The 14133-nt window shown below is 70.9% G+C and carries 12 protein-coding genes; 7 read left to right on the forward strand and 5 right to left on the reverse strand.

The features are described from left to right. Positions 1-39: 39 nt before the first annotated feature. The 4 genes from VZF99_RS06545 to VZF99_RS06560 form a co-directional block, all read right to left on the reverse strand. Positions 40-459, reverse strand: a complete 420-nt coding sequence (locus VZF99_RS06545) for a DUF732 domain-containing protein (RefSeq protein ID WP_407335934.1) — start codon at positions 457-459, stop codon at positions 40-42. Continuing rightward, positions 456-2852, reverse strand: coding sequence for a HelD family protein (locus VZF99_RS06550; RefSeq protein WP_407335935.1), 2397 nt, complete (start codon positions 2850-2852; stop codon positions 456-458). The genes VZF99_RS06545 and VZF99_RS06550 overlap by 4 nt, the downstream gene beginning before the upstream one ends. Before the next feature lie 167 nt (positions 2853-3019). Beyond that, complete coding sequence (locus VZF99_RS06555) at positions 3020-4099, reverse strand: DoxX family membrane protein (RefSeq protein WP_407335936.1); 1080 nt, start codon at positions 4097-4099, stop codon at positions 3020-3022. Between the two features lie 195 nt (positions 4100-4294). Continuing rightward, entirely contained in the window at positions 4295-4996 is a 702-nt protein-coding gene (locus VZF99_RS06560; RefSeq protein WP_253003535.1) for an MBL fold metallo-hydrolase, read from the reverse strand. Between the two features lie 148 nt (positions 4997-5144). On the opposite strand from VZF99_RS06560, the gene uvrA reads away from it, so the two are divergent. After that, positions 5145-8225 carry an excinuclease ABC subunit UvrA gene (gene uvrA, locus VZF99_RS06565; protein WP_407335937.1) on the forward strand — a complete coding sequence of 1027 codons (3081 nt, stop codon included), beginning with the start codon at positions 5145-5147 and terminating at the stop codon, positions 8223-8225. A gap of 93 nt (positions 8226-8318) precedes the next feature. Here uvrA and VZF99_RS06570 read toward each other — a convergent pair whose 3' ends face one another. Further along, entirely contained in the window at positions 8319-8720 is a 402-nt protein-coding gene (locus VZF99_RS06570) for a DUF1844 domain-containing protein (RefSeq protein ID WP_069390177.1), read from the reverse strand. 353 nt (positions 8721-9073) lie between these two features. On the opposite strand from VZF99_RS06570, the gene infC reads away from it, so the two are divergent. From infC to pheS, 6 genes are all read left to right on the forward strand, one after another. After that, on the forward strand, positions 9074-9658 hold the full coding sequence (gene infC / locus VZF99_RS06575) for a translation initiation factor IF-3 (RefSeq protein ID WP_082923789.1): 585 nt from the start codon (positions 9074-9076) through the stop codon (positions 9656-9658). A gap of 92 nt (positions 9659-9750) precedes the next feature. Continuing rightward, positions 9751-9945 (forward strand): 50S ribosomal protein L35, encoded by a 195-nt coding sequence (gene rpmI / locus VZF99_RS06580; RefSeq protein ID WP_007630819.1) that lies wholly within the window; start codon positions 9751-9753, stop codon positions 9943-9945. A 69-nt stretch (positions 9946-10014) separates the two neighbouring features. After that, positions 10015-10395, forward strand: a complete 381-nt coding sequence (rplT, locus tag VZF99_RS06585) for a 50S ribosomal protein L20 (RefSeq protein ID WP_007630820.1) — start codon at positions 10015-10017, stop codon at positions 10393-10395. Positions 10396-10405: 10 nt separating this feature from the next. Continuing rightward, a complete protein-coding gene (locus tag VZF99_RS06590; RefSeq protein WP_407335938.1) occupies positions 10406-11269 on the forward strand; it encodes a TrmH family RNA methyltransferase in 864 nt (287 codons plus the stop codon). After that, on the forward strand, positions 11266-12927 hold the full coding sequence (locus VZF99_RS06595; protein WP_407335939.1) for an ABC-F family ATP-binding cassette domain-containing protein: 1662 nt from the start codon (positions 11266-11268) through the stop codon (positions 12925-12927). The genes VZF99_RS06590 and VZF99_RS06595 overlap by 4 nt, the downstream gene beginning before the upstream one ends. A 119-nt stretch (positions 12928-13046) precedes the next feature. Then, positions 13047-14096, forward strand: a complete 1050-nt coding sequence (gene pheS, locus VZF99_RS06600; protein ID WP_120285900.1) for a phenylalanine--tRNA ligase subunit alpha — start codon at positions 13047-13049, stop codon at positions 14094-14096. Positions 14097-14133: the final 37 nt, after the last annotated feature.

Genomic DNA, 14133 nt, shown 5'->3' on the forward strand with positions numbered 1-14133 from the left:
ACCGCGCGCCGAACCCGGCGCCCCACCCGGCCGCCGGGGTCAGTGGCAGAGGTGGGTCCGGCTCGCATCGACGATCGCCCGACCCACCTCGGCGGTGTCGAGGTCCGGGTCCTGGGCCGCGATCGCGCTGGTGAGCGGGCGGATTCGTTCGAGGATCGTCTCGTCGTCCGCGCCGTCGGCGATCCCCCCGCAGATGCCGGCGCCCACCTCGATGGTGGTGACGGCGGTCATCTCGGTGGGGAGACCGAATCCGGACAGTTCTGCGAGGTACTCCTGCTCGTCGTCGGTGCGCGGGTCGGGCCTGTCCCGGGCCTCGGTCTGTGCGGAGGTCACGGGTCGGGGCTCGGCGACGGAGGACACACTGTCGACCGGGGCCTCCGCCCGGGTGCCGCACCCGCCGGCCGCCGCGACCGCGATGAGGGCCGAGGCCGCCAGCACGCGGGATCGGGTGTGGGTCATGCGGTGAGCTCCTGTGCGCTGTCGTCGAGACGGTCCCGTATACCCGAGAGTAGCGGGCCGAAGCCGCCGGGCTGGACCAGGATGAGTTCCTGTGTCGCCCGGGTGGCGCCGACGTACAGGTCCTGCATCCCCTGGGGCGAGCGCGCCAGGACGCGTTCGGGGTCCACCACCACGACCACGTCGAACTCCAGCCCCTTGGCCAACGCCAGCGGCAACACCGACGTGCCCGGCCGGGCCAGTTCGGCGGCCTCGTGGACCGCGGGATAACCGGCGCCGGCGAGTTCGTCGTCGTCGTCTCCTCGGGAGTCCTCGTCGCCGCCGGGGTCGGGCAGCAGCACCGCCACCGCCCGCTCCGACGGCACCGCCGCGACCTCCTCGGCGACCGCCTGCGCCACCGAACGACCGTCCGGCTCGAGCCACGCGACCGGCCGTCGCCCCGCGCGCACCGTCCGCGGCGACGACGCGGCCGGGTCGATCTCGGCGAGCAGCAGCTCGGCCACGGCGGAGATGGTCTCCGGGGTGCGGTAGTTCACGGTCAGCTCGGACAGCACCCACCGGTCGTCCACGTACGGCGACAGGGCATCGGCCCACGAGTCGATGCCCGCCGGGCTCGAGGTCTGGGCGACGTCACCGACGAGCGTCATCCACCGGTTGGGGGAGCGGCGCATGAGCACCCGCCACGCCATGGTGGACAGTTCCTGCGCCTCGTCGACGATCACGTGCCCGAACGCCCACGTCCGGTCCGCGCCGGCCCGGTCGGCCACGGTGAGATCGGAGTCCTCGCTGTGGCGGCGTGCCAGGGACTCGGCGTCGACGACGTCGTAGGCCATGAGCACCTCCGGATCGAGGTCGTCCTCGATGTCCTGCACGGCCGAACCCGTGAGGATCTCGAGAGCCTCCTCCGCCTGTCGGACCTGCTCCGCCCACGCGCGGTCCGCCTCACTGCCATCGGCGGTCGGGTCCTCGCCGAGCAGTTCGGCGAGCTCGTCCAGCAGCGGGACATCCGCCACCGAGAACGCGGCGCCGTTCTCCCGGAAGAGCGCATCCTGGTCCTCCGCGACGTAGTCACCCGCCGCCTCGGCGATCCGGTCGCGGCTCGACAGCAGGTCGGCGAGGAGCTGCTCGGGCCGTAGCACCGGCCACCACCCGTCGATCGCCTCGGCGACCTCGCGGGAAGCCTCGACCTCACGGCGGAGTTCCGCCCGGTCATCCGCGTCCAACAGGGGGCGGGCGGGGTCGCCGAGATCGCCGACACCGTCGCCGTCCGGTGACCACGCCTCGTCCTCCGCCCGGCCGACCGGGTCCGTGAGCGCGGAGACGTACTGCTCGGTGAGGGCGTCGATGATCCGCGTCGCGAACGCGTCGCGGGACTGGTTGTGGGGTCGCCGGGTCATCCGTCCCCGCCCCCGCGCCGCCCGCACCGTCGCCGGGGTCAGTGTCAGATCGTGTCCCTCGACCCGCACCACGACGTCGGTCTCCGGAGCGAGCTGGCGGGCCCGCACCGCGGCCTTGAGGATTCCCACCATCTCGCCGGAGCCCTTGACCTCCTCGCCGCGCAGGGTCTCCGGTCCGGTCGCCCGGACGCCCGGATAGAGATCGGCGAGCGTGCGCAGGACCACCCCCGACTCGCCGAGGGACGGCAGCACGCGCGCGATGTAGTCGAGGAACCGCGCATTGGGTCCGACGATGAGCACTCCGCTGCGGTCCAACCGTTGCCGGTGCGTGTAGAGGAGGTAGGCGGCGCGGTGCAGCGCCACGGCGGTCTTCCCGGTGCCCGGGCCGCCCTGGACCACCAGGACGCCGGAGTGCGGGTTCCGGATGATCTCGTCCTGCTCCCGCTGGATGGTGGCCACGATGTCCGTCATGTGGGCGGAACGGGCGGTGTCCAGCGCCTCGAGCAGGGCGGACTCGCCCACCACGTCGTCGTGGTCCTCGGGGAGCTCACCGTCTTCCGGAGCCGTGAGGTACTCGTCGTGGATCCCGATCACCCGGCGACCGATCGTCCGCAGGTGGCGGCGCCGGTGAGCGCCCTCCGGCCGGGCGGTCGTCGCCAGGTAGAAGGGCCGGCTGTGGTCGGCGCGCCAGTCGAGGAGCAGCGTCGTGAGGTCGTCGTCGTCGTCGCGGAGACCCACGCGCCCGATCCGGCGCACCTCGCCGTCCCCCATGTCCAACCGGCCGAAGTACAGGCCCAGGTTGGCGGCGCTGAACGCCGCGAGCTCCGAGGTGTAGAGCCGGGCGAACGACTCCCGTTCCGACCGCGCCTGCGGGGTGCCGCCCGACCCGCGCAGGACGGCGTCCAGGCGCGCACGCGTGTCCGCCCGCAACTCCTCGAGGCGGTCGAGGAGGCGGCCGAGGTGACGTTGTTCCTCGTCGACGGCGTCGTGTCCCGTCACGGGCGCTCCTTCCGGGGTCTGCGTGGTCGGTTCGGGCAGGATGACCAGGCTACCGGGAACCGCGACGGGTGCTCTGACGACGACGACCCCGCCCGGGTGGGGGCAGGGTCGTCGGGAGGCGGTGTGGCCGCCGGCGGTAGTCCGGGGGCGGTGGCCCGCCCCGGTCGTCAGGGACGGATGACGTCGGCGGCCTTCGCGCGGACCTCGTCCGTCATCTTCTTGGCCTCGGAGGCCTTCTTGCCGGCCTCCTTCTCGAACCGGGCGGACTTCTTCCTGGCGTCCTTGCCGGCGCGGGCCGCCTTCTTGCGGGCGTCCTTCTGCGCGTCCTTCTTCTTGGCCTGTGCGGCCTTGCGGGCCTCCTCGGCCCGGACCGCGGCGAGTCGGGTGGCGACACCGGCCTGGTCGCGGACCTGCGCGGTGTAGGGCCGGGCCTCGTCGGCCGCTGCGTGGGCCACGGCGCCCGCCTGCTCGCGGACCTGGGCAGCGATCGGGGCGGCCTGCTCCCGGGCGGTGGCCGCGCGATCCCGCACGCGAGCGGCGACCACCGGCGCGGTGTCACGCACGACCCCGGCGAAGCCGGACGCCTGGTCTCGCACCTGATCGGCGACCTCCGGGGCCTTCGCCCGCACGGTGTCGGCCACCTCGGGAGCCTTGTCGCGCACGACGTCCGCCGCGCCACGCGCCTGATCGGCCACGGTGTGTGCGACACCGGCGAGCGCCGCACCGGCGGCCGCGGACTCGGCCTTCGCCCCGGGCAGCTTCGCGACCACCTTGTCGCCGGCCTTCCGGGCGCGCCAGGCCACCCCGGGCTGTCCGGCGGTGTCGACCGAGGCGAGAATGAGCCCGCCGAGGAGCGCCACGTCGGTCGCCAGACCGGTGGTCTTGCGACTGCGGGCGTCCTTGTCGGACTCCATCCAGAACGCGTGGCGGCTGACGGTCGAGGGCACGTGGGCGGCGGTGAGCGCGAGCGCCGACAGGCGGGGGGCCTTGCCCAGCGCGAACAGGACGCCCGCGCCGATCTTGACCCCGGCGAGCGCCTTGACGAGCGTCTCGGTGTCCTTGGGGACGGGCGGCACCGATGCGGAGACCGCCTCGTTCACCGCCTGCTCGCCCTTCTCCACCAGCGGGGTGGCCTTGTCGACGAGCGGCGCCGCGTCGGCGACATGGGCCTGCGGATTGCGAAGCGTCTCAACGCCGTCGATGACGAACACCGTGGCGAGCATGGGTCGTGCGAGTCGTCGGATCATCGTTCCTCCTGGATAGGTGGGAGTGCGTGGTCGAACCTAGTCCGAACCCGGTGAGGGCGCCTCCGGTCGCGAGACGGGGCGGCCGGTGGACGGACGGTCACCGGGGGAGTGTGCTGCGGCGATCGCACACGGTGGCGGTTTGATAACGATTGGATGTCGGCCCACAGGGCGACGGGGCCAGGGCCCCCGTCGCCGTCACCACCCGCGCTCCCGCCACTCGCCCAGATGTGGCCGCTCGGCGCCGATGGTGGTGTCGTCCCCGTGGCCGGGATGGACCACGACGTCGTCGTCGAGGACGTCGAAGACCCGCGCCTCGAGGTCGTCCATCAGCGAGGCGAACTCGGCTGCCGAGCCCGTCTTCCCGGGCCCGCCCGGGAAGAGGGAGTCCCCGGAGAACAGGTGGGTGCCCGCGTCGGTGCGCAGCACGAGTGCGACGCCGTCCGGAGTGTGACCCCGCAGGCCGATCACCTCCAACCGGAGGTCGCCGACCACGAGCTCGTCGCCGTGCGCGACGTGGCGGTCGGTGGGCACGTCGATGCCCCCGGCGTCGCCGGGGGAGGCGATGGTGGTCAGGCCGAGGGCGGCGACCGTCTCGGCGAGACCGATCCAGTGATCGGCGTGGAGGTGCGTGGTGAGCACCTCCTTGACCCCGGGTGCGCGGTCCCTCAGATGGGAGATCAGCTGCGGCGCGTCGTTGGCGGCGTCGACGAGCAGTACATCGCCCGTCGCGGTCGACTCGATCACGTAGACGTTGTTGTCCATCTCGCCGACCGAGATCTTGGTCAGTCGGGCGGGGCCCACGGTCCAGCGCTCGCCGGTCAGTCGGCCTCCGGTACGGCCGGAGTAGCCCTCGGTGAGGGTGATGCGGTCGGGTAGTGACTCGGTGGGATTCGACATAACGGCAGGCTACCGACGTCGGGCGCGGTCGGTGGCCGGAAGCGTGTCGTACTACGTTGGTACCTTCGTCTGCGGGAACGGCAGCCATGCGGCAGGTGCGGCTTTCGCCACGGAGACGTGGCGGCCTCCCGACTCGGAAGGAGAACCCATGGTGGACCGTCTGGTCGTCCGCGGCGCACGGGAGCACAACCTCAAGGGCGTGGACATCGACGTCCCCCGCGACTCGCTGATCGTGTTCACCGGACTGTCAGGGTCCGGCAAGTCCTCGCTGGCGTTCGACACCATCTTCGCCGAGGGCCAGCGCCGCTACGTGGAGTCGCTGTCCTCCTACGCCAGGATGTTCCTCGGGCAGATGGACAAGCCCGACGTCGACTTCATCGAGGGACTGTCCCCGGCCGTGTCGATCGACCAGAAGTCGACCAACCGCAATCCCCGCTCGACCGTCGGCACCATCACCGAGGTGCACGACTATCTGCGCCTGCTCTACGCCCGCGCCGGGGTCCCGCACTGTCCCACCTGCGGGGAGGTGATCTCCCGACAGACCCCTCAGCAGATCGTCGACCAGATCCTGGAGGGCGAGGAGGGTGCACGGTTCCAGGTGCTCGCCCCCGTCGTCCGGACACGCAAGGGTGAGTTCGTCGACCTCTTCGCCCAGCTCGCCGCCGACGGTTACAGCCGCGTGCGGGTGGACGGCGAGCTGCACACGCTCGCCGAGCCGCCCGTCCTGAAGAAGCAGGAGAAGCACGACATCGAGGTGGTCGTGGACCGGCTCGCGGCGAAGCCGTCCTCACGGCAGCGGCTCACCGACTCCGTGGAGACCGCCCTGGGGCTGGCGGACGGCGTGATCGTGATCGAGTACGTCGACCTCGACGACTCCGACCCCGCCCGGCACCGCAGGTTCTCCGAGCACATGGCCTGCCCGAACGGGCACCCGATCGCGCTGGACGACATGGAGCCCCGCGCGTTCTCGTTCAACAACCCCTACGGGGCCTGCCCCGTGTGCGACGGTCTCGGTTCCCACCTCGAGGTGGATCCGGACCTGGTCGTCCCGGACCCCGAGCGGTCGCTCGCCGACGGCGCGATCGCACCATGGTCGGGTGGCCAGAGCGCCGACTACTTCCAGCAGTTGCTGACCGGCCTGGCCGGGGACATGGGCTTCGACCTCCGCACCCCGTGGCAGGACCTGCCCGCGAAGGTGCGCAAGGCCGTGATGGGGGGCGCCCCCACCAAGGTCCGGGTGCAGTACCGCAACCGGTTCGGCCGCGTCCGGACCTACGACGCGAAGTTCGAGGGCGTGATGTCGTTCCTCAAGCGTCGCCTGGACCAGACCGAATCGGAATCGCAGAAGGAGCGCTACCAGGGCTACATGCGCGAGGTGCCGTGCCCGGGATGCGACGGCACGAGGCTCAAGCCGGAGATCCTCGCCGTCACCCTCGCGGGACCCGGGGGCACGGAGCGCTCGATCGCCGACATCAGCCGCATGTCCGTGGAGGACTGCGCTGCGTTCCTGGACGGGCTCGAACTCGACCCGCGCCAGGCGATGATCGCCGGTCGTGTCCTCAAGGAGATCCAGGCACGGATGGGCTTCCTGCTCGACGTGGGGCTGGACTACCTGTCGCTCGACCGCGTCGCCGGCAGCCTGTCCGGTGGCGAGGCCCAGCGAATCCGCCTGGCCACGCAGATCGGATCGGGTCTCGCGGGCGTCCTCTACGTCCTGGACGAACCGTCCATCGGCCTGCACCAGCGGGACAACCGACGACTGATCGACACCCTCGTCCGGCTGCGCGACCTCGGAAACACGCTGCTGGTGGTGGAGCACGACGAGGACACCATCCGTTCGGCGGACTGGATCGTCGACATCGGGCCGCTCGCCGGTGAGCACGGGGGCCGGGTCGTGCACTCGGGCGACTACAAGGGGTTGCTGGCCAACTCCGAATCGCTGACCGGCGACTACCTCGCCGGGCGTCGTCAGATCGCCATCCCGGACAAGCGGCGCGCGCCGAGCCCCGACAAGCGTCTGCACGTGAAGGGCGCCCGGGAGAACAACCTCAAGAACGTCGACGTGGTCTTCCCCGGCGGCGTGCTGTGCGCGGTCACCGGCGTCTCCGGCTCGGGCAAGTCCACCCTGGTCAACGACATCCTCGCGACCTCGCTGGCCAATCAGCTCAACCGGGCCCGACAGGTGCCCGGCCGGCACTCCCGGATCGACGGCGTGGACGGGTTCGACAAGCTCGTCCAGGTGGACCAGTCGCCGATCGGTCGTACCCCGCGCTCCAACCCCGCCACCTACACCGGCGTGTTCGACAAGATCCGCACCCTCTTCGCCGCCACCACCGAGGCCAAGGTCCGCGGGTACAAGCAGGGCCGGTTCTCGTTCAATGTCAAGGGTGGGCGCTGCGAGGCCTGCCAGGGTGACGGGACGTTGAAGATCGAGATGAACTTCCTGCCGGACGTCTACGTGCCGTGCGAGGTGTGCCACGGGGCGCGGTACAACCGCGAGACCCTGGAAGTGCACTACAAGGGCAAGACCATCGCCGAGGTTCTGGACATGCCCATCGAGGAGGCGAGCGAGTTCTTCGAACCGATCACCTCGATCCATCGCTACCTCCAGACCCTCACCGAGGTGGGGCTCGGATACGTGCGGTTGGGTCAGCCCGCCCCGACCCTCTCGGGTGGTGAGGCCCAGCGCGTCAAACTGGCCGCCGAACTGCAGAAGCGGTCGAGCGGGCGGACGGTGTACATCCTCGACGAGCCGACCACCGGTCTGCACTTCGAGGACATCACCAAACTGCTGTTGGTCATCCAGGGGTTAGTGGACAAGGGCAACACGGTCATCGTGATCGAGCACAACCTCGACGTGATCAAGAGCGCCGACTGGGTCATCGACATGGGGCCCGAGGGCGGTGCCGGGGGCGGCTCGGTCGTGGCCGAAGGCACCCCGGAGCAGGTGGCGACCGTACCCGGGAGCCACACCGGCCGTTTCCTTGCCGAAGTGCTCCCCGGGGTGGCCGACGGGGAGCACGAGGACGCGAGGGAGTCCGTGGTCACCGAGCAGACGACGGGGAAGAAGGCGTCGGCGAGGAAGTCACCGACGAAGAAGGCTGTCGCCATGACGAACCAGTCCTCGAAGAAGCAGGCCGAGAAGACCGCCGAGGCGGAGTCAGCGGCGTCCGCGACGGCCAAGAAGACCGCTGCGAAGGCAGCACGTAAGGCGCGCGCCCTACGCTGACGGCTTCCCGGTCCGGGACGGATGGCCCCGGACCGGGGCCCGTCGGGTCAGCGCGGCGCGGTCAGTGGGCGGCGCGGTCAGGAGGCGGCGCGGTCAGTAGACAGGGCCGGTGAACTTCTCGCCGGGGCCCTCGCCGGGCTCATCGGGGTACGCGCTGGCCTCGCGGAACGCGCGCTGCAGCCCCTGTAGGCCGTCCTTGACGACCCGGGCCTGCGGCCCCAGGTGTTCGGCCGACCCGGCCACCAGGCCGGCGAGGGCCGTGATGAGTTTGCGGGACTCGTCGAGATCCAACCGCGGGCTGGCAGAGGGGTCGTCGTCGGAGAGCCCCAGTTTCTCGGCAGCGGCACTCATGAGGACGACGATCGAACGGAAGATGATCTCCTGTGCGGAGACGTCCGCCAGATCGACGACCTCGACCTCGCGGGCGTCGAGGTGCCCCTCGAGCAGGTTCTCGGCGGCGGCCTGGTCGGTGGAGGCGGGCTGGTCGGTGGTCATGCCGAACACTGTCCCACGGACCGGTCGATATCGTGTCGCCAGCCACCGGTTTGGGGGCAACGCCGACGACTGGTACAGTCAACTCCCGACTGTGGGAACCCGCTACGTAGTGGGTTCCATCGTCCAAGAGGAGCCCGATCTCCCACCATCCGACGCCTGAAGGCAGTTTGATGGTCACCACCCCGACGAGGGGCCGCGAGTGATCGCGGACGTCTCGTCGTCGACGGGTGAGGAGTGAGAGGCCCCCGGCATCCCTGCCGTGGGGCCTTCTCGGTTTCACCGGCGTACCCGGTGTGGCCCGGGGTCCCTCGAGGGCGGATGCGCGACCGCGCCAGTGGTCGTGACAGAGCACCATCTACCGAGGAGGGCCCATCAGCGCCGAAGCACGTATCAACGAACGAATCCGTGTCCCCGAAGTCCGACTCGTCGGCCCCGGGGGCGAGCAGGTGGGGATCGTTCGCGTCGAGGATGCACTTCGTCTGGCCCTGGAGGCCGATCTGGACCTCGTCGAGGTCGCGCCCACCGCGCGCCCGCCGGTCTGCAAGATCATGGACTACGGAAAGTTCAAGTACGAGGCGGCGCAGAAAGAGCGCGAGTCGCGGAAGAACCAGCAGCAGACCGTGGTCAAGGAGCAGAAGCTCCGTCCGAAGATCGATACCCACGACTACGAGACCAAGAAGGGGAACGTCGTCCGTTTCCTGGAGAAGGGCTCGAAGGTCAAGGTCACGATCATGTTCCGCGGACGTGAGCAGTCCCGCCCCGAGCTGGGCTTCCGTCTGCTCCAGCGCCTGGCGGACGACATCACCGAGTACGGATACGTGGAGACCAGCGCCAAGCAGGACGGCCGCAACATGACCATGGTCGTCGCCCCCCACAAGGGCGCCAAGACCCGCGCCAAGGCGCAGGAGTCCAAGGTCACGGACCCCGCTTCCGAATAGGCCCTCCGCCGCCCAGACCACGGACGCCCGACGTCCGCACACCCGAGGTCCCACCGGGCCTTCCGGGACGAACCATGTGAGGAAGACCGATCATGCCGAAGATGAAGACCCACAAGGGCACCGCCAAGCGCTTCCGGAAGACCGGAACCGGCAAGCTGGTCCGCCAGCAGGCCAACCGTCGCCACATCATGGAGAAGAAGCCCACCAAGCGCACCCGTCGCCTCGACGGCCGTACGGATGTCGCCCCGGCCGACGTCCCCCGCATCAAGCGGCTTCTCGGGCTCTGAGCCCTCCCACCACCGAAGAGACTTCCGGTCGCCCACGAGCGACCGGCCCAAACCAGTGAGGATTGATCAGTGGCACGCGTGAAGAGGGCAGTCAACGCCCAGAAGAAGCGTCGGACCGTACTCGAGTCCACCAAGGGCTACCGCGGACAGCGTTCGCGGCTGTACCGCAAGGCCAAGGAGCAGATGCTCCACTCGATGACCTACAGCTACCGCGATCGTCGTGCGCGCAAGGGCGACTTCCGCAAGCTGTGGATCTCCCGCATCAACGCCGCGGCCCGCGCCAACGACATGACGTACAACCGCTTCGTCCAGGGCCTCAAGCTCGCGGGCGTCGAGGTCGACCGCAAGGTCCTCGCGGACCTCGCCGTCACCGACCCGGCCGCTTTCACGGCGCTGGTCGAGGTCGCGCGCAAGGCGCTGCCGGCCGACGTCAACGCGCCGGCTGCCTGACACCCGCGAATTGACGAACACTCCGCCCGCAGAGGGCACGGGACGACCCGCGGATCCGTTCACCGAACGGACCCCGCGGGTCGTTTCCGCATCCAAGCTCCACCGCGCCGCCGCCAGGCGTAAGGCCGGACGGTTCCTCGCCGAGGGGACCAACTCGGTCGAGGCGGCGGTGGCCACCGGCGTCGCGGTCGAGATCTTCTGCACCGCCGACGCACTCGACCGGTTCGCCGGCCTGGTCGACGCAGCCCGTTCCGCCGGGATCCCGGTGTCCGTTGCGACCGACCGGGCCCTGAAGGGACTGTCGGACACGGTCACCCCCACGGGCATCGTCGCGCTGTGCCGCACCGTGGTGCGCACGGCGACCGCGGACCCGGTCGGCGGCGGGCCCGCGGCCGGGACCGAACCGCTGCCCCGGTTGGTCGCCGTCGGCCAGGCGCTGTCCGAACCCGGCAACGTCGGCTCCCTGGTCCGCGTCGCGGACGCGCTCGGGGCCGACGCGGTCTGGCTCACCGAGGGGGCGGCCGACCCGGAGAACCCCAAGGCGGTCCGGGCGTCCGCCGGTAGCCTGTTTTATCTCCCGGTCGTGCGGGGGATCGCCGAGGACCACCTGATCGACCGGGCGCACCGGGCGGGACTGCAGGTGGCGGTCGCCGATGCCCACGGCGAAGTGGACGTCGAGCGGGCGGACGAGGCCCTCGCCGAGCCGACCGCGTGGATCTTCGGCAACGAGGCCCACGGGGTGCCCGAGCACCTCGCCGCGCGCGCGGATCTCCGCGTCCGCATCCCCATCCGTGGAAGGGCCGAGAGCCTGAACATCGTCACCGCCGCCTCCATCTGCCTCCACACGAGCGCCCGGCTGCTGGCGGGATCATGACCGCGACCCTCACCGCCCGCGGATTCGGCGCCACCCGCGGGGCGCGGACCCTGTTCGACGGGCTTGACCTCGTCGTCGCACCCGGAGACGTCTGGGGTCTCACCGGACCCAACGGCGCCGGAAAGTCCACTCTCCTCCACGCGCTGGCCGGCGACCCCGTCGCCGAGATGACGGGGCAGCTCACCCTCAGCCCGCCGGACGCCACGGTCGGGCTCCTCCGACAGGAGGTGGAGCGCGACGACGACGAGGTGGTCCGCGACTTCCTGCACCGCATCACCGGGGTCGCGGACGCGCTCGAGCGGATGAACGCGCTGGCTGGGCAGATGGCGGATTCCGACTCAGCCGCCGACGCCTACGGGGACGCCCTGGAGCGCTGGCTGGCCCTCGGCGGCGGCGACCTCGACGAGCGTATCCCCGTCACCGCAGCCCGGTTGGGGCTCGACGACACGGTCCTGGACCTGCCGATGGCGGCGCTGTCGGGAGGGCAGGCCGCCCGCGTGAACCTCGGCGCCGTGCTGCTCAGCCAGTACGGCATCCTGCTGCTGGACGAGCCCACCAACGACCTCGACCTGGCCGGGTTGGCCGTCCTTGAGGAGTTCATGCAGGCCGAACGGCGCCCGATAGTGGTGGTCAGCCATGACCGCGAATTCCTGGCCAGGTGCGTCACCGGGATCGTCGAACTGGACTCGGCCCAGCAGCAGATCACCGTCTTCGACGGTGGCTACGAGGCGTACCTCGCCGAACGGGCGCTGGCACGTCAACGGGCCCGCGACGCCTACGAGGAGTACGCTGGCCGGGTCGATCAGCTGAAGGACCGCGTGCAGACGCAGAAGTCCTGGCTGGACAAGGGCGTGCGCAACACGATGCGCAAGACCGGCGGAAAGGACGCGGAGCGCGACAAGCACATCCGGAACCGGGCGGGCCAGCGCTCCGAGAAGCAGGCCGCCAAGATCTCCCAGTCCGAGCGGGCGATGGAACGCCTCGAGGTGGTCGCCGAGCCGCGCAAGGAGTGGGAGCTCCAGATGGAGATCGCGACGGCGCCCCGTTCCGGTTCCGTGGTGGCCGTGCTCGCCGAGGCTGTCGTGCGCCGCGGCGACTTCGTCCTCGGCCCGGTGACCCTGCAGGTCGACGCCGGGGACCGGATCCTCATCAGCGGCTCCAACGGCTCGGGCAAGACCACGCTGCTCGCCGCGATCACCGGGGAGCGGGCGGTCGACTCGGGCCGCGCGACCGTCGGGTCGGGGGTCCAGCCCGGGAGGGTGGACCAGGCACGGTCGGAGTTCGGCGGGCCGGACCCGCTGCTGGACACGTTCTGCGTCGCCGCCGACCCGGCCGGCCTCGACCCCACCGAGGCGCGCACCCTGCTCGCCAAGTTCGGGCTCGGTGGAGAACACGTCGCCCGCGGCTGCGCGTCACTGTCACCGGGGGAGCGGACCCGTGCCGCGTTGGCCCTCCTTCAGCAGCGCGGGGTGAACCTGCTGGTGCTGGACGAGCCGACCAATCATCTGGACCTGCCGGCGATCGAGCAACTGGAACAAGCCGTGGACGCGTTCGGCGGCACGGTCCTGCTCATCACCCACGACCGGCGGATGCGGGACGCCTTCCGCGCGACCCGCGAACTGCTGGTGGATGCGGGCTCGGTGCGGGAACGACGCTGACGGGGCTCCCCCCGGCCATCGCCGGGGGGAGCGGGGGCGGGACCGGGGATCGACTAGTCTTGGCCCCGATGCGGGGCGGTCGACGGAAGTCCGCCGTGACGGGGAGGACGAGGGCACCGGTGAGCGAAGACACAGGCGAGGTCCGGATCGACGAGGAGTCGCTGGCGCGGTACTCCGCGGACGCCGAGGCCGCGTTCGCCGCCGCGGCGGACCTCGAGGCGCTGGCCGCCGCCAAGACGGCGCACCTCGGTGACCGCAGCCCCATCGCGCTGGGTCGTCGTACCCTCGGCTCTCTCCCCAAGGAGCAGAAGGCGTCCGCGGGCAAGGCCGTCAACGTGGCGCGGACCCGGGTCCAGCAGGCGTATGACTCCCGTCTGGCCGAACTGCAGGCCGAGCGGGACGCCGCCGTCCTCGTGGCCGAGACGCTCGACCTGACGGTCCCGTCGGGGCGCGCGCCGGTGGGCGCGCAGCACCCCATCACCATCATCACCGAGCAGGTCGCGGATGTGTTCGTGGCCATGGGGTGGGAGATCACGGAGGGGCCCGAGGTCGAGGCGGAGCACTACAACTTCGATGCGCTCAACTTCCTTCCCGACCACCCGGCGCGCACCCTCCAGGACACCTTCCACATCGCGCCCGAGGGCAGCCGGCAGGTGTTGCGCACCCACACCTCGCCGGTGCAGATCCGCACCATGCTCGACCGGGAACCGCCGATCTACGTGGCCTGCCCGGGCCGCACGTTCCGCACCGATGAACTCGACGCCACCCACACCCCGGTGTTCCACCAGGTCGAGGGCCTGGCGATCGACAAGGGGCTGACCATGGCGCACCTGCGCGGCGCGCTCGACGCGTTCGCCCGCGCCCTGTTCGGTCCGGAGACCCGCACCCGGATGCGGCCCAACTACTTCCCGTTCACCGAGCCCTCCGCCGAGGTCGACGTGTGGTTCCCGCGCAAGAAGGGCGGCGCCGGCTGGGTCGAGTGGGGCGGCTGCGGAATGGTGCACCCCAACGTGCTGACGGCCTGCGGCATCGACCCCGAGGAGTACTCGGGCTTCGCGTTCGGCATGGGCCTGGAGCGCACCCTGCAGTTCCGCAACGGCCTGTCCGACATGCGCGACATGGTGGAGGGCGACGTTCGCTTCTCCCTGCCGTTCGGCATCCGCTCCTGACCCGCCGCATCCACCCCCCACCCCTGAAGACGAAGGA

The organism is Dietzia kunjamensis, from assembly GCF_045689975.1.
Classification (GTDB): Bacteria; Actinomycetota; Actinomycetes; order Mycobacteriales; family Mycobacteriaceae; genus Dietzia; species Dietzia kunjamensis.

Coding starts and splice junctions, on each gene's coding strand:
- uvrA (WP_407335937.1), top strand. CDS start 5,145: ATGGTGGACCGTCTGGTCGTCCGCGGCGCACGGGAGCACAACCTCAAG.
- VZF99_RS06560 (WP_253003535.1), bottom strand. CDS start 4,996: ATGTCGAATCCCACCGAGTCACTACCCGACCGCATCACCCTCACCGAG.
- VZF99_RS06555 (WP_407335936.1), bottom strand. CDS start 4,099: ATGATCCGACGACTCGCACGACCCATGCTCGCCACGGTGTTCGTCATC.
- VZF99_RS06595 (WP_407335939.1), top strand. CDS start 11,266: ATGACCGCGACCCTCACCGCCCGCGGATTCGGCGCCACCCGCGGGGCG.
- VZF99_RS06545 (WP_407335934.1), bottom strand. CDS start 459: ATGACCCACACCCGATCCCGCGTGCTGGCGGCCTCGGCCCTCATCGCG.
- VZF99_RS06570 (WP_069390177.1), bottom strand. CDS start 8,720: ATGACCACCGACCAGCCCGCCTCCACCGACCAGGCCGCCGCCGAGAAC.
- rpmI (WP_007630819.1), top strand. CDS start 9,751: ATGCCGAAGATGAAGACCCACAAGGGCACCGCCAAGCGCTTCCGGAAG.